The organism is Microbacterium panaciterrae (assembly GCF_039541635.1).
GTDB classification, from domain to species: domain Bacteria; phylum Actinomycetota; class Actinomycetes; order Actinomycetales; family Microbacteriaceae; genus Microbacterium; species Microbacterium panaciterrae.
This window is the reverse complement of record NZ_BAABGP010000003.1, coordinates 107,987-130,824: the sequence shown is the minus strand read 5'-3', so window position 1 is coordinate 130,824 and position 22,838 is coordinate 107,987. Positions and strand designations below refer to the sequence as shown.

The following is a 22,838-nucleotide window of genomic DNA, read 5'->3' as shown; positions in this document are numbered from 1 at the left end:
TGTCTTCTCGGGTGCGGGGCGTGCCCCGCGATCTGGTGCAGGTCTGAGTCAGTCGCGGACGGCTCGCTGGACCATCTCGGTGTCGGTGAACTGCTCGAACGCGACGACCTCGCCGTCCTCGAGCCGCCACACGTGGGCGACGCGGGCGGCGAAGAACCGCCCGGTGCGGCTGTTCGTGCCGGAGTACGTGCCGATGCCGACGACCGTGTCCCCGCCGTCGATGACCTCGTCGATCGCGAGCGTGTAGTCGTCCCAGTCCTCCTGGATCCGGGCGAACACGTTCGCGCTCACGGCGGCGGGCCCGACGTACGTGCCCGCATAGGGGAATCCGGCGGCCTCGGTCCAGCGCACGTCGGCGGCGAGCGGGGCGAGCATGCCGTCGAGGTCGCCGCGGTCGCTCGCGTCGTAGTGCGCCCGGATGATGTCGGCGTTGGTCATCGTGCTCCGTGGGGTCGTGGTCTGAGGTCGGTCGGGGTCAGACGGGCTGGGCGTCGGGGTAGGCGACCGCACCGAGCGGATAGATGTGGCCACCCGCGCGGGAGTGCTCCGACGCCCCCTCGCCGTTCAGGCCGAGGAAGATCCCGGTCGTCCTGAGCTGGTAACCGAGGTCGTGCAGCCAGACGCTCGCGACCGCGATCCGGAACTCCCGGAAGCAGAACAGGTAGAGGCCGTCGGCGAACTTCCAGACCGTGGAGAGGTCCGTGTCGCCGTGGCCGCGCTGCAATCCCTCGAGGCATTGCCAGCTGTAGCGCCGGCTCGACAGGTAGACGTGCTCGTAGAGATGGTGCGGGCTGTACCGGTAGATGTTGCGCTTGCCGATGAGGTCGCGGCTCGGGCCGGGGACCTCGCCGCTCGGCTCGCCGCCGTCCGAGGTGGCCGCCCAGAACTCCTGGCCGACCTGCGGGACGCCCTCGACCGCCTCCGCGGCGATGCGTGAGCGGATCACGGTCGCGCGGTGCGTCGTCGTCGAGTACACGACGGTGAGGGCCTCGCGCTCGCGACTTTCCAGCGGCAGGTTCACGAACACGACGTCGTCCCGCACGGCGACCGCGTCGTAGGGATCGGTGCCCGAGGCGCCGAGGCCCGCCCACGTCACGGTCCCTGAGCCTGTCGAAGGGCCGAACGTCAGCGACAGCGACTCGCCATCGTCGAGTGTGAGCGTCAGCGTGGTGCCGTCGAGATCGACGTTCGGCAGACGGTACGTGTCGATCCCCGCGGCGAATTCGTCATAGGTGCGCCATTCGTCGAGCGCAGGATCCGCAGCGGGAATCGGATCGGCGACGGATGAGGTGACTTCGTCGGACACAGCGGGACTCCTTCGACCCACGCCCCGCCGAGCTGCGGGGCATGAGCCCATGCTGTGCCGCGGCCGATCCGCCGCTCAACGCTCCCGGGCGGATCGCGCGCCGACAGACAACCGGCGTGCCCGCAGGGGCAAGAGGGCCGGGGCTGGGGGAGGCGTCGAGGCCGGCGAAGTACGGCCGCGCCTCAGCGCGCGCTGCGGTACTCGCTCGGGGAGACGCCGTAGGCGGACTTGAAGGCGCGGCTGAAGTGCGCGGCGTCGACGAAGCCCCAGCGTGCGGCGATCGCCGCCACGGGGCGGTCGGCGAGCATCGGATCCAGCAGGTCGCGTCGGCACTGCTCGAGCCGGCGGGTGCGGATCCAGGTCGACACGGTCGCGCCCTGCTCCTGGAACAGCCCGTGCAGGTGCCGTGTCGAGATGAAATGCGCCGCGGCGATCGACGCCGGTCCCAGGTCGGTCGAGGCGAGGTTGCGGTCGATGTGCCCGCGGATCCGCTGCATGAGCGCCCGGTGCGGATCGGCGGAGGCATCGTCGAGACCGAGCTCGCGGGTGAAGACCGTGGAGACCAGATCGAGCGCACTGTGCGCGAGCCGGGCCCCGGTCGCGCCCGCGAGCTGATCGAGGTTGGTGGCGAGCTGGCGCAGATACGGCACGACCATGCCGCCGAGGCCCTCCTGGCCGGAGATCCGCACGGCGGTGAGCTGTCCGACCATCTCCGGCGGCAGGCTCAGCAGATGCTTCGGGAACATCACGACCATCGTGCGGAAGTCCTCGTCGAAGACGAGCGAGTAGGGCCGGTCGGTGTCGTAGACGGCCAGATCGCCCGGGGTCAGCACCGCCTCGCGGTCGTCCTGGATGAGCAGTCCGGTGCCGGCCAGCATGAGGCTGACCTTGAAGTACGAGCGGTCGCCGCGGGCGATGAGCTCGGGGGTGCGCTCGACGACGTGCCGGGTCGCGCGCAGGTCGGTGACATGCACCTCGTCGACCGCGGCGCCGCGGATCAGGCCGCGGAACGGATCCGTCCCTTCGCCGGTCACCTGCAACGGCACGAACGAATCGGACACGGCCGAACGGAACTCGCTGATGTTCCGCGCGACGAGCGTCGAGACGGACTCTGCGGGGGAGACGGGTACTCCTGCCACGGCTGATCACCTCGGGAAGTCGAAGGGAGGGATCGACGACTTTGTATACGATCCGTTCCGCCACCTTACCACCGGCCCTCCCGCCCTGGCCTTCATATCTCGCGGCCAGGAGGGCGGGGGCGGGGCCGGGGCGGGTTACTCGACGAGCTTGCCGGTCGTGTCGACGTCGCGGATCAGGGCGGCGATCTCGGCGGGGACGGGAGGGATCGGCTCTCGCACGATCCCGGCGGTCGGCGACCAGACCAGGTTCACCTGCAGGGCGGGATCAGTCTCCGGGTAGTCGCTGCGGTTGTGGCAGCCGCGGGTCTCGCGTCGTTCGAGCGCGGCCTGCATCGTCGCCCGGGCTGCCAGGGCGGAGGAGCGCAGGTCGAACGCATGCGCGAGATCCTGGAATCCGGCGATGTCCGGGTGGATCCCGATCCGCGCCATCCGCTCCTCGATCGCATCGAGTTCGGCGAGCCCCGCCCGCAGGCCCTCTTCGTCGCGCACCACTCCGGCATGCACGGTCATGGTGTCGCGGATCGCGCGCTGCAGGGCGCGCACGTTCTCCGGGCCGTCGGCCGCGAGCAGCTCGTCGATCTCGGCCCTGGCTCGCGTCACGGCCTCGGACGAGCGGCGCTGGGTGTCGAGCCCGCGCGCATGCGCGACCGCGGCACGACCGGTGAGACGGCCGAACACGAGCAGCTCGATGAGCGAGTTTCCGCCGAGCCGGTTCGCGCCGTGCAGGCCGCTGGCGGCCTCGCCGATCGCGTACAGCCCGTCCACGTCGGTGCGGTGATCCTCCGGGCGCACCCAGACGCCGCCCATCGAGTAGTGCGCGGTCGGCGCGATCTCGATCGGCTCGCGTGTGATGTCCAGCATCTGCAGCTCGAGCATGGTCTGGTAGACGCGCGGCAGGCGGGTCATGATCGTCTCGCGGGGCAGGTGCGAGACGTCGAGCCAGACGCCGCCGTTCGGGGTTCCGCGGCCCTCCGCGATCTCCGTGTAGGCGGCCAGCGCCACCCGGTCGCGCGTGGACAGCTCCATCCTGGCCGGGTCGTAGCGCTGCATGAAGCGCTCGCCCCGCGCATTGCGCAGGACCCCTCCTTCTCCGCGCGCCGCCTCTGAGACGAGAGTGCCGGCGGCGTTCTCCGGCTCGATGATGCCGGAGGGGTGGAACTGCACCAGCTCCGGATCGCGCAGCCGGCCGCCGGCCTCCACCGCGAGGCGGAACGAGTCGCCCGTGTTCTCGTCGCGGCGTGACGAGGTGCGCCGCCAGATCCGGGTGTGCCCGCCGGCCGCGAGGATCACCGCATCGGCGTGGATGAGGTAGCGCGTGCCGTCGACGAGGTCGAACCCGTAGGCGCCGAAGATCCGCCCGCCCTCGACGCTGTCGTCGACGAGCAGCCGGGTGATGTAGACGGTATCGAGGATCGGGATCTCGAGGTGCTCGGCCCGGTCGACGAGCGCGCGCTGGATTTCGAGGCCGGTGTAGTCGCCGGCGAACGCGGTGCGGCGGAACGTGTGCGCGCCGAAGAAGCGCTGCGAGATCCGTCCGTCGTCCTCGCGGGCGAAGCCCATGCCGTAGCGCTCCAGGTCGCGGATCCCCTCCTCGGCGCCGCGCGTGACGATCTCGACCGTGCGCGGATCGGCGAGCAGATAGCTCTCCGTGATCGTGTCGGCGGCGTGCTGCTGCCAGCTGTCCTGCGGATCCATCGTGCCGAGCGCGGCGTTGATGCCGCCCGCCGCGAGCGACGTGTGCGCGTCGCTGCGCGGGCGCTTGCCGACGGCGACCACATCCACGCCCTGCTCCGCGACCTCGATCGCCGCGCGCAGCCCCGATCCGCCGGTTCCGATCACGAGCACCGTCGTGGACACCAGGCGCTCGCGGGTTGTGCTGTTGTTCATGTCTTCCACGCTACGAACCTGCTGACGATTACTCCAATGCATTATCGTGGTCGTCTGCATGCGCGTAATCTATGACCATGAACCTCGAGCAGCTGCGCGGATTCGTCGAGATCGCCCGCATCGGGAACTTCACCCGCGCGGCGGAGGAGCTGCACCTCGCGCAGCCGTCGCTGAGCCGGCAGATCTCCACGCTGGAGCGGGAGCTCGGCTCCGAGCTGTTCCATCGCGCGCGTGGCAACATCTCGCTGACCGCGGCCGGCGAGGTGCTGCTGCCGTACGCGCGGCGGATGCTCGCGGACGCCGCCTCGGTGCGGCGCGAGATGGCCGAGATCGCCGGTCTGCGCCGGGGGAGGGTGCGCCTGGGGGCCCCGCCCTCGCTGTGCGGAAGCATCGTGCCCGATGTCGTGAGCACGTTCCGCGCCGCCCACCCGGGCATCGAGCTGGAGATCACGGAGCGCGGATCGCGGGGGCTCGTCGCCGCGCTCGCCGAGGGGGTGCTCGACCTCGCGCTGCTCGCCTCGTCCGATGCCGCCGCCGCATCCCCGGTGAGCCTGACGCGCACGGCTCTGCTCGCCGAGGATCTCGTGGTGATCTCCTCGGCAGAGCGTCCGGAGATTTGCTCCGGCCGGGCGATCGCGCTCGCCGCAGTGGCCGATCTGCCGCTCATCGCGTTCCCGCGCAGCTACGAGCTGCGGGCCGCGACCGACGCCGCCTTCGCCGCCGCGGGACTGACCGCGGAGGTCGTCGTGGAGGGGCCCGAGATGGACACCGTGCTGCGCTTCGTCGAGCGGGGCGTGGGCGTCGCCGTGGTCCCGGCGATGGTCGCACTCGGGCACCCAGGTCTGCGCGCGACCCCGATGGCCGCGCCGAAGCTGACCCGCACCGTGAGTCTCGCGCATCGGGCGGACATGATGCCGACCCGCGCCGCGGCGGCCCTCCGCGACACGATCATCGCGACCGCCGACGCGCTCGTCGGATCCGGAGGCTTCATCACGAAGGCGGAGTAGCTCGCCCTACCCCTCCGGGGGGCCTCCCAGTTCCGAGTCGTCCGCGCCACCGCAGGCTATGGGGTGCGCTGGCGGGGACGACTCGGATTGAAGGGGAGTCAGTGGCTGCAGATGCAGGCCTCGCCGCCACCGCAGCAGGCAGCACCGGAGGCACCGGTGCCGGCGCTCACGTGCGCCTGCGACGACTCGGGCACGTCCATCGCCGGGTTCTGGTCGAGGAAGCCGTATGGGCGGAACGCGAAGCCGGCGGTGTCGACGGGCATGATCGGCCAGTCCTCGGGGCGGGGGAAGTGCGTGAGGCCGAACGTGTGCCAGAGCACGAGGTCGGCGCCCTCCGGGCCGTCGAGTGGCGCATCGCCGGCCGAATACCCGGGCAGCCCGGATCCGCCCTGGTGCGCGTTCGGGTAGCGTCCGGCGGGCCACAGCTCGCCGTCGCGGTGCGCCGTCGCCCACAGGTGCTTGGTCGCGAAGGTGGCGCGCGCGGCCACGGACGACTCGGGATCCGCCATCAGCAGCGCGGTCGGCTGCGGCACGAGCTGGTAGGCGGTCGGCCGGCCCACCGCGTTCGTGTGCGATGCGCTCTGCACCTCCCACACCCGCGCGACCGCGGTGTCGGCGTCGCGCTGTGCGGCCGATTCCGACCCGAGCACGGTCTCGGTCCAGCTGAACGCGTTGCCGAACGGATTCTCCGGCCCCATGGGCACGCGGGCGGCGTCGACCTCGACGAGGCGGTTGTCGGATCCGTCGACCGCGACGTCGAGCCGCGCGCAGAACAGGTGCTGATGCACGGGGGCGAACACCCCGGGGGCGAGTTCGGTCGCGTGCCGCTGCCGGATCCCCGGCTCACCGGCCCCGACGAACACGATTCCGGTGGCCTTGGCGACCACCTCGATCGTGCCGTCCAGGCCGAAGTTCCAGTAGAAGCCGTAGTCGTAGTTGCCGATCGTGGAGAAGTACGACACCACGAAACGACGAGCGCGGCGCACCTCGGAGCGGCCCTGCAGATCGGTGTGCTTCCAGAGGATCCCTGTGTCCTCCTCGTGCATGCAGATCACGTTCGGGATCCTTACCGGATGCCCCTGGTCGTCGGCGACGTAGCCGTCCAGGTAGCGGATCACGCCCAGGCAGTCGCAGCCCAGTTCGAGGTGGTTCGCGTTCTTGCCGAGCAGGTACTCACCGGCGTCGAAGTAGCTGATCCAGAAGCGTCCCGGCGCGGTGTCGCCGTAGGGGACCACCATCTCGGGCACGCTCGCGCGGTTGAGCACGAGGCGGCCGTCGAAGCGCACCTCATGCAGCACCAGGCCTTCGCGGGCGTTGAAGCTCACCCGCATCGACCAGTTCTCCCACTCCACGAGGGATCCCGCGACCGAGAAGCTCGGCCCCTCGGGCTGGACGATCTCGATCGGCTTGAGCGACGTGCGCGCCTCGCCCTGCACCTCGGGGTAGTAGTTGCCATGCCCGGCGGGCACCGGCACATCGCCTTCGTCCTCGACGCGGATCACGCTGTTCGAGGTCAGGTCGATATGCACCACGAGGCCCTCGACCGGGTGCGCCCAGGGGGAGTCGTTCTCGTCGTATCGGAGGAAGGTGAGGGAGCGGATCACGCGGCGTCCGACCTCATCGGCGCGGCCCGTATAGCCGGGGGCGAGCGGCCCGCAGAAGGCGAGGTCGATATGCGCGGCGAGTCCGCGGCGCTGCATCGCGGCCCGCCATTCGGGGGAGGCCTTGACGATCGCCTCGGCGCGCTCGTATTCCTCGAACAGGTACTGCGGCTGGCCGTAGGGCGGGGCGTCGTTCAGCACGCGCTCGGCGCGGATGACCTCTCCCCGGGTGATGGAGACGACGACCTCGGTGGCGACGCCGGTCGCGGTGTCGAGCAGGGTGGCGTCGATGCGCCGGTCCATCGGGGCGCCCGGCTGCCAGGCGGCGAGTTCCTGCCGCGTCGGCTCGTCCGGAAGCAGCATCGGCACTCGCACCGTCTCGCCGAGCAGGCCGGCGGAGACCAGGATCGCGCGGGCGGCGGCGATCTCCGGCCCGCTGAGCGGATCCAGCGGGTGCGGCGCAGGGATCTTCTCGAGCGTGAGCGGTTGCGGCGCGGGGTGGGGCATCATCGACCTCTGTGGTTTAGTTGAGCAACTGCTCAAGAAACGGGTTGCGATGATGCTACGCGCCGCCGCGCTCCTCCGCAATCCCCCGGGGCGAGGGGAGGTCAGGGGTGCCAGGGGGCGAGGATCGCGGCGAGCACGCGCAGGTGGGCGGCCGGATCCGCGGGCTCGGTGACCTCGACGATCTGCTGGCCGTAGCTGATGGCGCGCAACAGCGCGAGCACGCCGTCGCGGGGCGTCTCGGGGCGCAGCTCGCCGGCGGCGACCGCCTCGTCGAGCGCCTCGGCGAGTGCGGTCCGCCACGGCGGGAGCGTCGGCATCCCGGACTCCTCCGTCGAGGCGAGCGACGCCAGGCGGCCCCAGAAGCCGACCACGACGTGGGCCTCGGTACGGGTGGTGGCGTCGACGGGGAGCACTTCACGCATGATCGCGTGCAGCCGGGCGAGCCCGTGCAGGCCCTCGGTGGCCGCCTGGATGCGGCTCTCCGTGCGCCGGGTGACCTCGGCGGCGGCGGCGCGGATCACGTCGTCGAAGCCGTCGAAGTAGTGCCAGAGTGATCCGACCGCGACGCCGAGCTCGCGAGCGACGGCGCGGGAGTTCACGCCCTCATGACCGTCGCGGGCGGCGACGGTCAGCAGCGCCGCAGCGATGTCGCGGCGGCGGGCGTCATGATCCACGACCCGGGGCATGCGTCCATCCTGGCGCAGATCCGGCCGCATCTCTTGTTTTTGAGCGTCCGATCAATAAAACTGGCCGGATGCTGGTCTTCCACGAGGTGGCGATGGGGCTGATGATCGGATCTGCGATCGCGGCCGCGCTGTGCTGTCTCGGTGCGGCCGGTCTGTCCGCGGGGCGCGCGGTGCCATGGCAGAGCGGGCAGGCCGCGATCGTGATGGCCCTCGGCATGGTCGCGCTGTGCGCGGACCGGAGCGACGCGGGTGTCGCACTGCTGGTGTCTGCCGTCGGCCTCGGATCCGCAATGGTCGGCGCGATCGGCGTTCGCGGGCGCTCGCACGCGGGCGCCTGCTTCCACCGGGCGCTCGGCTGCGTCGCGATGGCGCTGTGCGCGATGGCGATGCTGGGGGCGCAGGTGTCCCGGGGGCCGCTGGGGCGCACCGGCGCTGCCGCCGCGGGGCATGCCGGCCACGGCTCGGTGGTGCCGCTCGGAGTGCTCGCGGCCGCGGGTGTCGGGCTGGTGCTCGTGCTGATGCTGGTGGATCGCGTCCGGCATCGCCCGGCCGCGCGGGGCGGCACGCGCGTGCTGCTGGCGGCGGAAGGCGGTGCGATGGCGCTGTCGCTCGCCGTCATGGGAGCGATGGCCGTCGCCGGTCTCTGACCGCGATATCCACGATTGCCACCTTTCGTGTAAATTACTTTCATGACTTCTCTGGGGACCGTCGCCGTCGACCTCGGGAAGTCCCTGTGCCGTGTGCGCATCAGCATCGCCGGGCGCGTCGTGCATCGCGAGGGTCCCGGGGCCCCCGGTCTCGCCGCCCGTGACGGGGACCGGCTCGCGCTCGACGCGATCCTCGCGCTCCTCGAGCCGCGGGATCCGCGTGCCGCCGTGCGGATCGGCGTCGGCGCGGCGGGCGTGCTGTTCGCACCCGACGCCGGCGCGGCGTTCGCTACCGCCCTGTCCGAGGCTGCGGAGGCGCCCGTCGCCGTCGCGAGTGACGTCGTCACCGCGCACGCGGGCGCGCTGGGCGGCGAAGGCGGGGTGCTGCTCGTCGCGGGCACCGGTGCGGTCGCGCTCGGCGTCGATCGGGACGGATATCGCAGTGTCGACGGCTGGGGGCCGGAACTCGGCGATCTGGGCAGCGGATCCTGGATCGGCCGCGAGGGCGTGCGGGCCGTGCTCCGCGCCCGCGACGGCCTCGCCGGACCCACCGCGCTCGCCGAGGCGCTCGCCCGGCTCATCGGCGGCGACGAAACGCCGATCGCGTGGGTCGGGCGCTCCGCGGCCGTTCCGCGCCTGCTCGCCACCTTCGCTCCGGCGGTGCTCGACAGCGCCGACCGCGAGGATCCGGCCGCGCTCGCGATCCGGGACCGCGCCGCCGAACTGCTCGCTGACACCGCTCGCGCGGCCGCGCGGCCGCACGGCGCCGTCGCCCTGCATGGCGGCCTGATGTCGCACCCGGGCTTCCGGTCGGCGGTGACCGCGGCCCTGGCGGCGCGCGGTCTCGAGGCCCGAGAATCACGGGGGGACGCACTCGACGGCGCCGCCATGATCGCCGAGGGGCGCGCCCCACTCCATGAAAGGTTCGTGCACCGTGCAGGATGACCGCATTCCCGAGCAGGCCGCGTCCGAGCGTGACACCTCGGAAGAGACCGCGCGCCTGGCCGGGCTGATCTCCGAACTCGCCGGCCTCTCTACCGAACAGGCGAACCCGGAGCGCGGAGACCTGGACCTGCTGCCGACGCTCGACCTGGTGCATGCCATGAACGCGGAGGACCGGCGGCCCGCCGAGGCCGTCGCCGCACAGGCCGAGCGGATCGCCGAGGCGGTCGACGGCATCACCGCGCGCTTCCGCCAGGGCGGCCGCCTCATCTACATCGGCGCCGGCACGGCCGGCCGGGTCGGCGTGCTCGACGCCTCGGAGTGCCCGCCCACGTTCGGCACGGATCCGGGCATGGTCGTCGGGCTCATCGCCGGCGGCGACGTCGCGATCCGTTCCGCTGTCGAGGACGCCGAGGACGACGACCGCGCGGCCGCGGAGTCGCTGCGAGCCCTCGACCTGGGTGCGGATGACACGGTCGTCGGCATCTCCGCCTCCGGGCGGACCCCGTACGTGCTGGGCGGTCTGGCCTACGCGCGCTCGGTCGGAGCGCTCACGGTCGCTCTCGCCGCGAACCCCGGATCCGCGATCGGCGCCGCCGCGGACATCCCGATCGAGGTCGTCGTCGGTCCCGAGTTCGTCACCGGATCCACCCGGCTGAAGGCCGGCACGGCGCAGAAGCTCGTGGTGAACATGCTCTCCACGCTGTCGATGATCCGGCTCGGCAAGACCTACCGCGGCGTGATGGTCGACCTGCGCGCGACGAACGAGAAACTCCGCGCGCGATCGGTGCGCACCCTGATCCAGCTCACCGGCGCAGCGCAGGACGACGCGGTGCGCGCGCTCACCGAGGCGGACGGATCCGTCAAGCTCGCCCTGCTGATGCTGTTCACCGGCGCCTCTGCCGACGCCGCTGCGCCGGCCCTGCGGGCGGCGAACGGCATCCTCCGCGAGGCCGTCACGGGCCTGAGCTGACGCGATTACCTCCCTTCTTGCCTGTTGGTCGCACCGGAGGCAGGTCAGACCTTTGCCATTGAGGCAAGATCCGATGATCTTGTACCTCGGATCGGCCGGGCGGCGATCGCGTGCGCGCCTACCCTGGAGACAGGGCTGATCCGCCCTCCCGATTCCGCGCCGTCATCCCCCGGGCGCGCCGCACGCTAGGACCCTGATGAACGACTTCGCCGCGCGCCGCGACGACTGGAAGGCCAGAGAAGAACTCGCCGAGCGGATGATCCCGCTGATCGGCGGACTGAACCGGGATCGCGACGTGGTCACGTCGCTGCACGGGCACCGCCTGCTGGGGTTGTCCACCACGGAGATCATCGAGGTGCACGAGCGCGTGGCCGGGCTCGGTCACGCCGAGCTCGCACTGGAGGACACGCTCGCGGTGCTCGAGGCGCTGCGCGAGCTGGCGCCCTCGGCGTCCTCGCTGGACGTGGGCCGCCTGGTCGAGGGTGCGCCGGGCGACGGCACGCTGCTCGAGCACCTCCGCACCGAGCTCGCCCCGGCGCTCGGCGAGGCCGGCGAGACCGCGGAGCCCACGGACGTCGTGCTCTACGGCTTCGGCCGCATCGGGCGCCTGCTCGCCCGCATCCTCATCGCGCACACCGGCGGCGGCAGCGGTCTGCGCCTGCGCGCGATCGTGGTGCGCAAGGGGGCGGAGAACGACCTCGTCAAGCGCGCGTCACTGCTGCTGCGAGACTCCGTGCACGGCCGCTTCGAGGGCACCGTCGACGTCGACGAGGAGAACTCGCAGCTCGTCGCGAACGGCACGCGGATCCAGGTCATCTACTCGAACGACCCCGCCACGATCGACTACACCGCCTACGGCATTCACGACGCGATCGTCGTCGACAACACGGGCCGCTGGCGCGACGAGGCGGGCCTCAGCCGTCACCTCGAGTCCCCCGGCGTCGCCCGCGTCCTGCTCACGGCGCCCGGCAAGGGCGAGCTCAAGAACATCGTGCACGGCATCAACCACACCACGATCGAGCCGGGCGACCGGATCCTGTCCGCCGCCTCCTGCACGACCAACGCGATCACCCCGGTGCTCAAGGCGGTCGGCGAGGCGTACGGCATCGTGCGCGGGCATGTCGAGACCGTGCACTCGTTCACGAACGACCAGAACCTGATCGACAACTTCCACGCCGGCGATCGCCGGGGTCGTTCCGCGGTGCTGAACATGGTCATCACCGAGACCGGCGCCGCGAAGGCCGTGGCTCGCGCGCTTCCCGAGCTCGCCGGCAAGCTCACCGGATCCTCGATCCGCGTGCCCACTCCTGACGTGTCGCTCGCCGTGCTGCACCTGACGCTGGAGCGCCCGGCCGAGAAGGGCGAGATCAACGACTACCTGCGCCGGGTCTCGCTGCACTCGCGGCTGCGTCAGCAGATCGACTACGTCGAGTCGCCCGAGGTGGTCTCCACCGATTTCGTCGGATCGCATCGGGCCGGCATCGTGGACGGCCTGGCCACGATCGCCAACGGCACCGACGTCATCCTCTACGTCTGGTACGACAACGAGTTCGGCTACTCGAGCCAGGTCATCCGGGTGCTCGAGGTCATGGCCGGATCGCACCCGGTCGTGCTGCCGGTGCGCCGCGAGGTGACACTGCACGGCTGAGCTGCCTTCCTCGTCCGGCTTCTTGGTCTCGTCTGGGAACCCGCATGGTGAGATCGTGGGGGAGGACAGGAGGCCCGCATGATCGACGCCCGCCCGCGGCTGCTGTACGTGGAAGACGACGCCGACATCGCCGAGATGACCCTCGAGGTGCTCGGCGAGTCGTACGACGTCGACCACGTGGCCGACGGAGCGACGGCCTTGCGCCGCGCGCTCGATGAGCGCTACGACGTGATGGTGCTGGACCGGCGCCTGCCCGGCCTCGACGGCGCGAGCCTGGTCGAGGCGATCCGCACCGCCCGGATCACGACGCCGGTGCTCATGCTGACCGCGCTCGGCGCCGTTCCGGATCGCATCGAGGGGCTGGACGCGGGGGCCAACGACTACCTCACCAAGCCGTTCGATTTCGACGAGCTGCTCGCCCGGCTCCGTGCGCTGCGCCGGGGCTTCCAGGCCGAGGGGCGGCGCCGGGCGATCGGGGATTGGGTGTTCGTCCCGGACTCGTGGGCGCTGCATTCCCCGACCGGGCTGCGGGTGGCGCTCACGGCGACCGAGGCGGCCTTCCTGGAGTTCCTGTCGGCCAGCCCCGAGCGCGTGTTCAGCCGTGAGGAGATCCTGAGGGCCGTGTTCACCTCGGCCGACGGGGTCGGCACGGTCGACACCTACGTGCACTACATCCGCCGCAAGACCACGCCGGAGATGATCGACACCGTGCGCGGGCGCGGCTACCGGGCCGGTGTCCCGTCATGAGCGGATCCGCGGATCGCGAGCGGGTGCGCCGGTCGGCCCGGCAGATCGGGCTGTGGACGGGCGTCGCGTCGGCGGTCGTGATCGCGGCGGGCGTCGGGATCCTGATCGCCATCATCCTGATCACGTCGCATCCGCTGGGAGACCTCGGTCGGCCGCGGGGCGGTCCGGTCGGACCGGACACGGGCGGAAATCCCGATCACGTCTACGTCGACGTGGACCGGGTCGTGCCCTGGGTGATCGTGCTCGGCATCGTCGGCGTCGCCCTGCTCGGGCTGATCGCGTGGTTCGCCGCACGGCGCGCCGTCGCCCCGCTCGAGGTGGCGCTGCGCGCGCAGCGCGACTTCGTCGCCGACGCCAGCCATGAGCTGCGTACCCCGCTCACCGCGCTGTCGAGCCGGGTGCAGATCCTGCAGCGCCGCGTCGCCCGCGGCGAGCCCGTCGATGACGCGCTGGAGCGTCTGCGCGGCGACACCGCGACGATGGACGACATCCTCACCGAGCTGCTGCTGGCGGCCCAGGCGGATCAGGGGCCGGTCGAGGCCGCGGTCTCCGACGCTGCAGGGTCGGTGCGCGCTGCCATGGAGCTGCTGCAGCCGATCGCCGAGAGCGCGGGGGTGGTGCTGCATGCGGACGTCGATACCGAGATCACCGTGGCGGTGCCCGCGGTGACCCTGACCCGGCTCTGCACGGCGCTGCTCGACAACGCCGTGCAGCATGCGCCGCGGGGGACCACGGTGACGGCGGGCGTCCGTGCGGACGGCGGCTTCGCCGAGATCCGCGTCACGGACCGCGGGCCCGGCGTCCGAGGGGAGGACCGCGAGCGGATCTTCACCCGCTTCGCGCGCGGGCCGGAGACCGGTCGGCGGCGCGGATTCGGGCTCGGGCTCGCCCTCGTCCGCGGCATGGCGACGCGGTACGGCGGATCCGTCGGCATCGAGAGCACCTCGGAGTCCGGGACCACGTTCCTGCTGCGCCTGCCCCGCGGCCGCTGAGCGAGGGTCCCGACGGGGGACGCTGTTCGCTCAACGATCGCGAGAAGCCGCGGCGATCTCCACGCCGTGCGTCCAGCGGCGCACTGCGCCGTCCACGGCGATCAGCATCCCCGACGTGTCCGGAGCGCCGCGCAGCCAGGTCAGGTCGTCGAACCCGGCGACCACCGCGACGGTGGCCCAGGCGTCGGCGTCGCTGAGCCGGGGAGCGATGACCGTCGCCGTCGGCGCGTCGGCCACGGCGCGGCTGGAGCGGGGATCCACGATGTGCGCACCGCGCTCCGCCGGGCCGGACGTCGCCACGGCGCCCTCGCGCACCGGCACCTGCGCCCGCAGCACGCCGGGGCGCAGCGGATCCGCGATCCCGACGTTCCAGGTCCAGTCCGCACCCGGCGCGGTGAGCAGCTGCATGTCGCCGCCTGCCGAGAGGCCGGCGGCGACCACTCCGTCCTCATCGAGCAACGGCGCGAGTTGCCGAAACGCCGCATGCTCGACGGCCCAGCCCTTGACGTAGCCGGTCGGATCGAACCAGCCCTGCAGGTTCGCGTCGAACCGCCCGCCGCTGGCAGCGAAGAGTCGCACGCAGGCCTCGGAGACCTCGAGGATCCGCGGATGCGCCTGCTCGGGATGCAGCGCGCCGTCCCGCAGCCGCGAAATCTGCGAGTCCGGACGGAACGGAGAGAACAGGGCGTCCATCTCCTGCAGCTCGTCCAGTGCGGCGACCTGTGCGGCCGCGATCCGTGCGGCGAGGGCAGGTCCAGGATCCGAGACAGTGGTCAGCACGTGCACGCTCGCGACCGTCCCCATGAGCTCGGCGGTGCGCACATGCCGGTGCGCGGCGCCGGTCGTCGCCGCGGCGACGCTCATGCCTTGGCCTGGTCGATCGCGCTCTGCAGCGACTGCGTGTAGCCGTCCGAGGTGTAGGTGGCGCCGGAGACCATGTCGACCTGTGCCGACTGCGCGCTCTTCGTCTCGGAGATCAGCTGCGGGATCGCCTGCGCGTTGATCTGCTGGTCGCGCCGCTCGGTGTTCGGGTACTGCGGCACCGAGACGTCGGTGATCTGCCCGCCCGAGACCGTGATCTGCACCTGCACCGGGCCATACTGCGTGTCTACGGCCTGACCGGTGAAGGTGCCGTCCTTCAGGCCGCTCGCCGCGGTCGAGGAGGACGAGGATGCCCCGGTGCCCGACGACGTCGAGGTTCCCGATCCGGCGGACGTCTCGGTGCCCGAGGACGTTCCGGTGGTGGTCTTCGTGGTGGTCTTCGTCGCGGCGGGGGTGCCGATCGCGGCGGGCGCGACCACGTCCAGCGAGGTGCGGTAGCTGAACAGCAGGACCAGGCCGGTGACCGTGGCGAGCACGGCGTAGACGATCTTCTTCATGGTTCTCTCGCTCTCTGGATCCGGCGCCGTTCAGACGGCGAACGCCTCGCTGTGGATGCGGTCGGAGGGGACGCCCGCGGTGCGCAGGTCTCGGCGCAGGCTCTGCATCCACCGGATCGGCCCGCACAGGTACACGTCGTACAGCGTGAGGTCGCCGGCGATGCGGCGCAGAAGCTCTGCACCGTCCCATTCGGCGTGGCTCGCGGGCACCCAGCTCGTGCCGGATGTGCCCCGACGGCCGTGCAGCTTGTAGTGCACCAGCCCGCGCGACACCGCCAGCCGGTCGATGTCCGCCCGACGCAGGGCGTGCGCGGCGGCATGATCACGGGTGACCAGGATCGCCTCGCCCGGCGCGTAGGACTCGGACTGCAGCAGCGCGACGAGGGGTGCGACGCCCGCTCCTGCGCCGAGCATGAGGAGGCGGGATCCGGTCCGGCGCTCACCAGTCATGTGGCCGTACGGCCCCTCGACCATGACCCGCGTGCCCGGGCGCAGCTCGGCGAGGCGGTCGGTGCCGTCGCCGACGCGGCGGGCTGAGATCACGAACTCATCCCCGGTCGGGGCGGCCGCCAGCGAGAACGGGTGTCCGCGCGACCATCCCGGCCCGTCCAGGAACCGCCAGATGAAGAACTGCCCGGCTCGTGCGCCGAGGCGGTGCACCCGGCGCCCGGCGATGCGGACGGCGATCCCGTCCTCCCCGTCGCGCTCCACGGCGACGCAGCCGGCGCCGCGAACGCCGGATCGAGGTCACGACGACGAGGATCAGCAGGCCGGTTCCCGCGGTCGCCAGCAGCATCCCCGGGTAGTTCCAGACGAAGTCCCACGCCTGCACGAGCACGTTCGTGGACGAGGTGATCGCATAGCCGAACGTGATGAGCACGAGATGCGCCATCAGCAGCCAGAACGACCAGAATCCGACCAGACGGTGCAGCCGGGTGATCCCGTCCCGCCCGAAGCCGCGTTCGAACACCGGCACGCGCGCCATCAGCAGCACCTGATAGAGCAGCAGATTCGCCGACACCAGCCCGGTGAGACGGCCGAGCGTCGTGAGCGAATCGCCGTCGAACGCCAGCAGCGACTGGATGCCGGCCCCGCTCACCCAGAGCGCGAGCACGAACAGGCTCGTCGCCCAGATCAGCGTCACCGCGGCCAGGCGCCAGAGCGCCGGACGCGCCCGGCGGGCCGGTGCCGCGACGAGCGGGGTGCCCGGAGCGAGGGAGGTGAGCGTTGCCATGACACCATCGTCCGCGCCGGTTTGACAGAGAAGTCCAAGAATCGGCCCTCTTGAGCGGGATCATAGGGAACTCATCGGATCCTCGGTCCCCGATCTGTCGAAGGGACGTGGTTCTCGGTGGGGGCCGCTCCGCGATGTCCCCGGTGCGCGCCATCATGGATCCATGACGGCACTGATCGGGGAACGGCTTCGCTCGCACCGGCTCACGGCGCCCGCGCGTACCCCCGTCGGCGCGGCGCGGCACATGCTCGCGGTGCAGGGCCAGGAGTTCCTCGCCGGACGCTGGGCGCTGGGGATCCGTTCGGCGGGCACGCCGACGCTCGCCGCCGTCGATGCCGCGTTCGACCGCGGCGAGCTCGTGCGCACCCACACCATGCGCGGCACGCTGCACATCATCCCCGCGGAGGATCTGCGCTGGGTGCTGTCGGTGACCGGCGACCGGCAGCTCCGCCAGGCGGCGTCGCGGCAGCGGCAGCTCGGCATCGACGCCGCCCTGATCGCCCGCGTCGAATCGGCGTTCCGCGAGCGCCTCGCCGAGGGAGGGCGCACACGCGCGCAGCTCTTCGACGACCTCGTCGAGCTCGGCATCGATCCGTCCGGGCAGCGCGGCGTGCACCTCATCTATGCGCTGAACGTGCGCGGGATCCTCGTGCAGGGTCCGGTGGTGCACCGCGACGATGCCGTCTCGCGGGAGCAGCTCTTCGTGCTCGCCGAGCAGTGGATCCCCGAGTCCCCGGCGCCGGAGGATCCGCTGGCCGAGTTCTTCGTCCGGTACGTCGACGGGCACGGTCCCGCGACGGCCGAGGATTTCGCGTGGTGGTCGGGACTGCCCGTCACCGCCGCGCGAGAGGCCGCGGAGCGCGGTCGGTCACGTGTCACCCAGATCGGCGAGGGCGTGTTCGTCGGCAGCTCGCGCCCGCGCCGCGCCGCCGGATCCGATGACGCGGCGGTCCTGGCGCTGCCCATGTTCGACGAGTACTACATCTCCTACGCCGACCGTTCGGCGGTGGCGTCCCAGAAGAGCATGGCGCTGATCGGCCCGGGCAAGAACGGCATGGTGCGCGCGAGCCTCCTCGCCGCGGGGCGGATCGCCGGCGCCTGGACGCATTCGGCTGCCGTCGGCCGACACCGGGAGGACGCCATCGCCGAGCCCTTCGATGAGGCGCTCGACCCCGACGCGGTCGCCGCGGCGCTGCGCCGCTACGCGGCTTTCGTCTCGACGCACTGAGCCGTCGGCGCGTCAGCGGATCCTGAACCGGCTCCCGTCTACTGGGCGGCGTGCCTGTCGAGGAACGCGTACACCTCGTTGTCGTCGACGCCGGGGAAGGCGCCGCGGGGGAGCGGCGAGAACATGTGCGTGTGCACGCGCGCGCTCGGCCACGCCTTGTTGCTCCAGCGCTCGGCGATGCCGGCCGGAGGGCGACGGCAGCAGGCCTCGTCGGGGCACGTCGACTGCGCGCGATCGGTGGTCTCGCGCCCGCGCCACCAGCGCGCATCGTCGAACGGCACGCCGACGGTGATCGAGAATCCGCCGCCGTCGGTCGATCCGGTCTGCGTCGAGCACCAGAACGTGCCCGAGGGGGTGTCGGTGTACTGGTAGTGCTCCGTGGTGCGGTTGCGCTGGCTGAACGCCTCGCGCGCCGAGAACTTGCGGCACACCGTGAGCCCCTCGACGGATCCGGTCACGTCCATCGGCAGCGGCAGGTCGTCGTTCTCGTACACGCGGGTGAGCGCGCCCGACTCATCGACGCGCAGGAAGTGCAGCCGCATGTCGAGGTGCACCGTCATCAGGTTGGTCATCCGCATGCCGGCGGCCTCGTGCGTGACGCCGAACGCGTCGCGGAAGTCCTCCACGGCGAGGTTGCGGTCCTTCTTCGCCTGCTGCAGGAACGCGACCCCGGCCGTCTCCGGGATGAGGCAGCACGCGGCGAAGTAGTTGATCTCCAGGCGCTGCTGCAGGAAGTCTGCATAGTCGGTGGGCGGGGTGTGCCCGAGCATCCGATGCGCCATGGCCTGCAGCGCCATCGAGCGCAGGCCGTGCCCGCCGGGGATCGAGGCCGGCGGCAGGTAGATCCGCCCGTGCTCGAGGTCGGTGACGGATCGCGTGGAGTGCGGCAGGTCGTCGACGTACAGCAGCTCGAAGCCGAGCTGCTCGGCCATGATGCTCACGGTGCGGTGCGTGAGCGCCCCCGAGGAGTGCCCCGCGGCCTTGAGCTGCTTCTCCGCGAGGGCCTCGATGTCGGGGAGGTGGTTGTGCAGCTCGCGCATCTTCAGGCGCAGCTCGGTGTTGGCGCGGCGCGCCTCCTCCGGTGTCGCGATCGCCTCGCGCTCGCGACGGTACAGCTCGCGGTGCAGGCCGAGGATCGACTCGATCGTCTCGTCGGGCATGCCCTTGCTCACCCGCACCGGTGCGATCCCGAGCTGGCGGAACACCGAGCTGGACTGCGCCCGGTCCAGCTCGATCTCGAGCGCCGCGCGCCGGTTCGGCGGCTCGCCCGAGATGAGGTCGCTCACCTCGGTCCCCGTGGCCTCAGCGATCGCCTGCAACAGGGAGAGCTTCGGCTCGCGCTTGCCGTTCTCGATGAGGCTGAGCTGGGATCCGGCGACGCCGACGGCGGCACCCAGTTCGTCCAGCGTCAGTCCGCTGTGCGTGCGGTGATGACGAATCCGGTGTCCGAGGGTGGTGAGCTCGAGTCCTGAGGCCATTCCTTGATCATAGCGAAAGAAACAGGATTCTTGATCCAGATTTCATCGCGAAGAGTGCGGGAACTCGCCGCAGACTGGATGCAACGCCACCTCTTCTAAGGAGCAGACACATGGCCATCGCCGAGACGTTCACCCCGCGGATCACCTCGCTCGCCCCCGTGCGCGAGTTCGGAGCAGCTCCTGCGTATGACACTCCGGCCTTCGCCGAGCTGGCCGCCTGGGTCGACGAGATCCGTGCGCTCACCCAGCCCGCCCGCGTGCACTGGATCGACGGATCCGCCGCGGAGAACGAGCTGCTGCTGCGCGAGCTCGTCGACGAGGGCAAGCTCATCAAGCTGAACCCCGAGTGGCGCCCCGGCTCCTACCTCGCCCGCTCGCACCCGAGTGACGTCGCCCGCACCGAGGGACGCACCTTCATCGCCTCCGCGAAGGAGATCGACGCCGGCCCCACCAACAACTGGGCGGATCCGGCCGAGATGCGCGCGAAGATGACAGAGATCTTCGAGGGATCCATGCGCGGCCGCACGATGTACGTCGTGCCGTTCTCGATGGGCCCCATCGGCGGCCCGATCTCGCAGATCGGCGTGCAGATCACCGACAGCGCGTACGCGGTCACCTCGATCGGCATCATGACCCGCACAGGCGAAGCCGTCGTGCGCCAGATCGCCGAGGGCACCCAGTGGGTGCGCACCGTGCACTCGGTCGGCGCGCCGCTCGCCGCCGGCGAGGCGGACACCACCTGGCCGTGCAACGACGAGAAGTGGATCGTGCACTTCCCAGACACGCTCGAGGTCTACTCGTACGGTTCGGGTTACGGCGGCAACGCGATCCTCGCGAAGAAGTGCTTCGCGCTGCGCATCGCCTCCGTGCTCGCCCGCGACGAGGGCTGGCTCGCCGAGCACATGCTGCTCATCCGCGTGATCTCGCCCGAGGGCAAGGCGTACCACGTGGCCGCGGCCTTCCCGTCGGCCTGCGGCAAGACCAACCTCGCCATGCTCCGCCCCACCATTCCGGGCTGGAAGGTGGAGACGCTCGGCGACGACATCACCTGGATCCGTCCCGGTGCCGACGGCCGCATGCACGCGATCAACCCCGAGGCGGGCTTCTTCGGCGTCGCCCCCGGTACCGGCGAGTCCACCAACGTCACCGCTGTGGAGACGCTCTGGGGCAACACGATCTTCACGAACGTGGCGCTGCGCCCGGACGGCGACGTGTGGTGGGAGGGCCTGACCGACGAGGCGCCCGCGAACCTCATCGACTGGGAGGGCAACCCGTGGACGCCGGAGAGCGGCCGCCCTGCGGCGCACCCGAACTCCCGCTTCACAGTGTCGGCCGCGCAGTGCCCGCAGATCGCGGAGGACTGGGAGGACCCGGAGGGTGTCGCCCTCGACGTGATCCTGTTCGGCGGCCGCCGCGCCACCAACGTCCCGCTCGTCGTCGAGGCGACGGACTGGAGCCACGGCGTGTTCCTCGGCGCGACCATCTCGTCCGAGCGCACGGCCGCGGCCGAGGGCACGGTCGGCGAGCTCCGCCGTGACCCGTTCGCGATGCTCCCCTTCTGCGGCTACAACATGGGCGACTACTTCGCGCACTGGCTGAAGATGGGCCGCAGTGTCCGGTTCGACAAGGCGCCGCGCATCTTCCAGGTGAACTGGTTCCGTCGCGGTGCCGACGGCCGGTTCCTCTGGCCCGGGTTCGGCGACAACGCCCGGGTGATCGACTGGATCATCCGCCGGATCGAGGGCGAGGTCGGCGCGGTGGACAGCCCGATCGGGCGCCTGCCGAAAATCGAGGACCTCAACCTCGAGGGCGCGAACGTGAGCGACGAAGACCTCGCCGAGCTGTTCCACGTCGACTCCGCGTCGTGGAACCGCGAGGCCGACTCGACCGAGGAGTTCTTCGCCACCTTCGGCGACCGGCTCCCGGCCGCCCTCTCGACCGAGCTCGCCTCGCTGCGCTACCGGCTCGCGAGCGCCTGAGACGCGGATCCACCAACCCGCGGCGGCGGGATGTCAGGGACGAAAAGGCTGAGTGGTCCCCGGCATCCTGCCGCCGCGTTTTCCGCGGAATTCCGGGGATTTCCGCTGTCGTTAGTCGAACATATCTGCTAGACTGAGGCATGGCCTCCTCGGGAACGACGCGCGACACCGCAGCAGCGGATGTGTGCGAGATCGTGGGGGAGGATGTCGTCGCGAGGGTGCTGCTGGAGCGCCTGCAGGAGGACGACGTGGCACTCAACCGGCGAGCGGTGCAGCGCGCGGAGGGGATCGTCGAGGTCGTCGACCTCGCGCGTCGGCACCCGGAGATCTACACCGTCGGGGACCATTCCGATGATCGGGATCACGCGGTCCGTGCCGCGGTGTTCGATATCGCGTTGCGGTTGCAGATCTCTGAGAACCAGGTGCGCGGGCTGCTGTGCACGGCCGAAACCGCGCAGGAGCTGCTGCCGCTGATGTGGGCGCAGGCTCGGGACGGGCTGGTCGGGATGCGGTTCGTCGAGACGGCGACGGCCGCGGTGTTGCGGTTGCGCGCTCCTGTCGGTGCCGACATCGCCGCGCGCGAGTACGCGGCCGAAGCGATCGCTCTGATCGACCGTGCATGCGCGGACTGGGCGCTGAAACTGTCCATCGGCGCGTTTCGGAGACGCGTGAACACGCTCGTCGAGCGGCTGGATCCGACGTCGGCCGAAGGCAAGCATGCTCGAGGGATGGTCGACCGCCGCGTCATCCTGGAAGAAGCCGATGATGGCATGACGTGGATCATGGCGCTCGTGCCGACGGTGAAGGCGGTCGCGATCAGGCGGCGCCTCACGTCCGCGGCGAAGCATCTGCAGAAGGATCGGCGTGAAGGGCGTCTGCGGGACCAGATCCGCGCCGACCTGTTCTGCGACTGGCTGTGCGGGGTCGGCACCGACAACGCCGTCAAGACCACCGTGTTCGTCACGGTGCCGGTGGGGCTGCTCACCGGCGTTGCGCCTGCATCGGGCAACCCGGCCGCGTCTGCGACCGTGGCGCAGCTCGTCGGGCACGGTCCGATCGACTCGGCGAGCGCGCGGCAGATGTTCTTCGACGCATCGGCGTTTCGGAGGGTGATCACGGATCCGGTCCGCGGCGTGATCCTGGACATGGATCGCCGCACCTATCGGCCGACGAAGGCGCAACGGGACTGGTTGGTGCTGCAGCACGGCACCTGCGCCCGTGATGGGTGCACCCGCCTCGCTCTCGACGCGGATCTCGACCACGAACGTGCGTGGGCGCACGGCGGTGCCACCGATATCGGCAACCTGCGGCCGCTGTGCGCGGCCGACCACGTCCGCAACCACCGCACGCGGTTGATCTACCGCAGCAGGCCCGACCGCACGGTCGAAGTCACCACCCCCACCGGTCACCGAACCACAGACCCGCCACCCTTCTGACCTGCGCGATGTCGGATCCGCG

Annotated in this window: 21 protein-coding genes; 10 read left to right on the top strand and 11 right to left on the bottom strand. The window is 71.1% G+C overall.

What is annotated here, in order from left to right:
* Positions 1 to 48: 48 nt before the first annotated feature.
* The 4 genes from ABD882_RS00660 to ABD882_RS00645 all read right to left on the bottom strand — a co-directional run bounded on the left by ABD882_RS00660 (position 49) and on the right by ABD882_RS00645 (position 4,332).
* Positions 49 to 438: a nuclear transport factor 2 family protein gene (locus tag ABD882_RS00660; protein WP_345183329.1), complete on the bottom strand. Its 390-nt coding sequence runs from the start codon at positions 436 to 438 to the stop codon at positions 49 to 51.
* Between the two features lie 37 nt (positions 439 to 475).
* Positions 476 to 1,306, bottom strand: coding sequence for a MoaF C-terminal domain-containing protein (locus ABD882_RS00655; protein WP_345183327.1), 831 nt, complete (start codon positions 1,304 to 1,306; stop codon positions 476 to 478).
* A gap of 182 nt (positions 1,307 to 1,488) precedes the next feature.
* Positions 1,489 to 2,445, bottom strand: coding sequence for an AraC-like ligand-binding domain-containing protein (locus ABD882_RS00650; RefSeq protein ID WP_345183325.1), 957 nt, complete (start codon positions 2,443 to 2,445; stop codon positions 1,489 to 1,491).
* A 135-nt stretch (positions 2,446 to 2,580) separates the two neighbouring features.
* Entirely contained in the window at positions 2,581 to 4,332 is a 1,752-nt protein-coding gene (locus ABD882_RS00645) for an FAD-binding protein (RefSeq protein ID WP_345183323.1), read from the bottom strand.
* A 77-nt stretch (positions 4,333 to 4,409) separates the two neighbouring features.
* Here ABD882_RS00645 and ABD882_RS00640 point away from each other — a divergent pair, with 77 nt between their 5' ends.
* Positions 4,410 to 5,339: a LysR family transcriptional regulator gene (locus ABD882_RS00640; RefSeq protein ID WP_345183321.1), complete on the top strand. Its 930-nt coding sequence runs from the start codon at positions 4,410 to 4,412 to the stop codon at positions 5,337 to 5,339.
* A 98-nt stretch (positions 5,340 to 5,437) separates the two neighbouring features.
* Here ABD882_RS00640 and ABD882_RS00635 read toward each other — a convergent pair whose 3' ends face one another.
* Both ABD882_RS00635 and ABD882_RS00630 read right to left on the bottom strand, forming a co-directional pair.
* The gene (locus tag ABD882_RS00635; protein WP_345183319.1) at positions 5,438 to 7,450 is read right to left on the bottom strand and encodes a primary-amine oxidase; all 2,013 of its coding nucleotides are present in this window, start codon (positions 7,448 to 7,450) and stop codon (positions 5,438 to 5,440) included.
* Between the two features lie 98 nt (positions 7,451 to 7,548).
* Positions 7,549 to 8,133 (bottom strand): TetR/AcrR family transcriptional regulator, encoded by a 585-nt coding sequence (locus ABD882_RS00630; RefSeq protein WP_345183317.1) that lies wholly within the window; start codon positions 8,131 to 8,133, stop codon positions 7,549 to 7,551.
* 68 nt (positions 8,134 to 8,201) lie between these two features.
* On the opposite strand from ABD882_RS00630, the gene ABD882_RS00625 reads away from it, so the two are divergent.
* The 6 genes from ABD882_RS00625 to ABD882_RS00600 all read left to right on the top strand — a co-directional run bounded on the left by ABD882_RS00625 (position 8,202) and on the right by ABD882_RS00600 (position 14,082).
* Positions 8,202 to 8,780 carry a hypothetical protein gene (locus ABD882_RS00625; protein ID WP_345183315.1) on the top strand — a complete coding sequence of 193 codons (579 nt, stop codon included), beginning with the start codon at positions 8,202 to 8,204 and terminating at the stop codon, positions 8,778 to 8,780.
* Between the two features lie 42 nt (positions 8,781 to 8,822).
* Positions 8,823 to 9,725: an N-acetylglucosamine kinase gene (locus ABD882_RS00620; RefSeq protein WP_345183312.1), complete on the top strand. Its 903-nt coding sequence runs from the start codon at positions 8,823 to 8,825 to the stop codon at positions 9,723 to 9,725.
* Entirely contained in the window at positions 9,715 to 10,695 is a 981-nt protein-coding gene (gene murQ / locus ABD882_RS00615; RefSeq protein ID WP_345183310.1) for an N-acetylmuramic acid 6-phosphate etherase, read from the top strand. Before ABD882_RS00620 ends, murQ begins: the two co-directional genes overlap by 11 nt.
* Before the next feature lie 196 nt (positions 10,696 to 10,891).
* Positions 10,892 to 12,343, top strand: a complete 1,452-nt coding sequence (locus ABD882_RS00610) for a glyceraldehyde-3-phosphate dehydrogenase (protein ID WP_345183308.1) — start codon at positions 10,892 to 10,894, stop codon at positions 12,341 to 12,343.
* 78 nt (positions 12,344 to 12,421) lie between these two features.
* Complete coding sequence (locus tag ABD882_RS00605; protein WP_345183306.1) at positions 12,422 to 13,090, top strand: response regulator transcription factor; 669 nt, start codon at positions 12,422 to 12,424, stop codon at positions 13,088 to 13,090.
* Positions 13,087 to 14,082: a sensor histidine kinase gene (locus tag ABD882_RS00600; protein WP_345183303.1), complete on the top strand. Its 996-nt coding sequence runs from the start codon at positions 13,087 to 13,089 to the stop codon at positions 14,080 to 14,082. The genes ABD882_RS00605 and ABD882_RS00600 overlap by 4 nt, the downstream gene beginning before the upstream one ends.
* Positions 14,083 to 14,112: 30 nt before the next feature.
* Here the strand turns inward: ABD882_RS00600 and ABD882_RS00595 are convergent, their stop codons facing one another.
* From ABD882_RS00595 to ABD882_RS00580, 4 genes are read right to left on the bottom strand one after another with little or no spacing between them, the layout of a single operon-like run.
* A complete protein-coding gene (locus tag ABD882_RS00595) occupies positions 14,113 to 14,946 on the bottom strand; it encodes an FAD:protein FMN transferase (RefSeq protein WP_345183301.1) in 834 nt (277 codons plus the stop codon).
* The gene (locus ABD882_RS00590) at positions 14,943 to 15,461 is read right to left on the bottom strand and encodes an FMN-binding protein (protein WP_345183299.1); all 519 of its coding nucleotides are present in this window, start codon (positions 15,459 to 15,461) and stop codon (positions 14,943 to 14,945) included. The genes ABD882_RS00595 and ABD882_RS00590 overlap by 4 nt, the downstream gene beginning before the upstream one ends.
* Before the next feature lie 30 nt (positions 15,462 to 15,491).
* Entirely contained in the window at positions 15,492 to 16,004 is a 513-nt protein-coding gene (locus ABD882_RS00585; RefSeq protein WP_345183296.1) for a ferric reductase-like transmembrane domain-containing protein, read from the bottom strand.
* Positions 16,005 to 16,008: 4 nt separating this feature from the next.
* Complete coding sequence (locus ABD882_RS00580) at positions 16,009 to 16,695, bottom strand: ferric reductase-like transmembrane domain-containing protein (protein WP_345183294.1); 687 nt, start codon at positions 16,693 to 16,695, stop codon at positions 16,009 to 16,011.
* A 163-nt stretch (positions 16,696 to 16,858) separates the two neighbouring features.
* On the opposite strand from ABD882_RS00580, the gene ABD882_RS00575 reads away from it, so the two are divergent.
* The gene (locus tag ABD882_RS00575; RefSeq protein ID WP_345183291.1) at positions 16,859 to 17,923 is read left to right on the top strand and encodes a winged helix DNA-binding domain-containing protein; all 1,065 of its coding nucleotides are present in this window, start codon (positions 16,859 to 16,861) and stop codon (positions 17,921 to 17,923) included.
* Between the two features lie 38 nt (positions 17,924 to 17,961).
* On the opposite strand, the gene ABD882_RS00570 is transcribed toward ABD882_RS00575, so the two are convergent.
* Complete coding sequence (locus tag ABD882_RS00570; protein ID WP_345183289.1) at positions 17,962 to 19,401, bottom strand: helix-turn-helix domain-containing protein; 1,440 nt, start codon at positions 19,399 to 19,401, stop codon at positions 17,962 to 17,964.
* Positions 19,402 to 19,511: 110 nt separating this feature from the next.
* Between ABD882_RS00570 and ABD882_RS00565 the strand changes: the two genes are divergently transcribed.
* Both ABD882_RS00565 and ABD882_RS00560 read left to right on the top strand, forming a co-directional pair.
* A complete protein-coding gene (locus ABD882_RS00565; protein ID WP_345183287.1) occupies positions 19,512 to 21,380 on the top strand; it encodes a phosphoenolpyruvate carboxykinase (GTP) in 1,869 nt (622 codons plus the stop codon).
* Between the two features lie 140 nt (positions 21,381 to 21,520).
* Positions 21,521 to 22,816 (top strand): HNH endonuclease signature motif containing protein, encoded by a 1,296-nt coding sequence (locus ABD882_RS00560; RefSeq protein WP_345183285.1) that lies wholly within the window; start codon positions 21,521 to 21,523, stop codon positions 22,814 to 22,816.
* Positions 22,817 to 22,838: the final 22 nt, after the last annotated feature.

Excerpts from the sequence above, each read along its gene's own strand:
- ABD882_RS00660 (WP_345183329.1), bottom strand. The coding sequence starts at position 438 with ATGACCAACGCCGACATCATCCGGGCGCACTACGACGCGAGCGACCGC.
- ABD882_RS00645 (WP_345183323.1), bottom strand. The coding sequence starts at position 4,332 with ATGAACAACAGCACAACCCGCGAGCGCCTGGTGTCCACGACGGTGCTC.
- ABD882_RS00640 (WP_345183321.1), top strand. The coding sequence starts at position 4,410 with ATGAACCTCGAGCAGCTGCGCGGATTCGTCGAGATCGCCCGCATCGGG.
- ABD882_RS00635 (WP_345183319.1), bottom strand. The coding sequence starts at position 7,450 with ATGATGCCCCACCCCGCGCCGCAACCGCTCACGCTCGAGAAGATCCCT.
- ABD882_RS00630 (WP_345183317.1), bottom strand. The coding sequence starts at position 8,133 with ATGCCCCGGGTCGTGGATCATGACGCCCGCCGCCGCGACATCGCTGCG.
- ABD882_RS00625 (WP_345183315.1), top strand. The coding sequence starts at position 8,202 with ATGCTGGTCTTCCACGAGGTGGCGATGGGGCTGATGATCGGATCTGCG.
- ABD882_RS00620 (WP_345183312.1), top strand. The coding sequence starts at position 8,823 with ATGACTTCTCTGGGGACCGTCGCCGTCGACCTCGGGAAGTCCCTGTGC.
- ABD882_RS00610 (WP_345183308.1), top strand. The coding sequence starts at position 10,892 with ATGAACGACTTCGCCGCGCGCCGCGACGACTGGAAGGCCAGAGAAGAA.
- ABD882_RS00605 (WP_345183306.1), top strand. The coding sequence starts at position 12,422 with ATGATCGACGCCCGCCCGCGGCTGCTGTACGTGGAAGACGACGCCGAC.
- ABD882_RS00600 (WP_345183303.1), top strand. The coding sequence starts at position 13,087 with ATGAGCGGATCCGCGGATCGCGAGCGGGTGCGCCGGTCGGCCCGGCAG.
- ABD882_RS00595 (WP_345183301.1), bottom strand. The coding sequence starts at position 14,946 with ATGAGCGTCGCCGCGGCGACGACCGGCGCCGCGCACCGGCATGTGCGC.
- ABD882_RS00590 (WP_345183299.1), bottom strand. The coding sequence starts at position 15,461 with ATGAAGAAGATCGTCTACGCCGTGCTCGCCACGGTCACCGGCCTGGTC.
- ABD882_RS00580 (WP_345183294.1), bottom strand. The coding sequence starts at position 16,695 with ATGGCAACGCTCACCTCCCTCGCTCCGGGCACCCCGCTCGTCGCGGCA.
- ABD882_RS00575 (WP_345183291.1), top strand. The coding sequence starts at position 16,859 with ATGACGGCACTGATCGGGGAACGGCTTCGCTCGCACCGGCTCACGGCG.
- ABD882_RS00570 (WP_345183289.1), bottom strand. The coding sequence starts at position 19,401 with ATGGCCTCAGGACTCGAGCTCACCACCCTCGGACACCGGATTCGTCAT.
- ABD882_RS00565 (WP_345183287.1), top strand. The coding sequence starts at position 19,512 with ATGGCCATCGCCGAGACGTTCACCCCGCGGATCACCTCGCTCGCCCCC.
- ABD882_RS00560 (WP_345183285.1), top strand. The coding sequence starts at position 21,521 with ATGGCCTCCTCGGGAACGACGCGCGACACCGCAGCAGCGGATGTGTGC.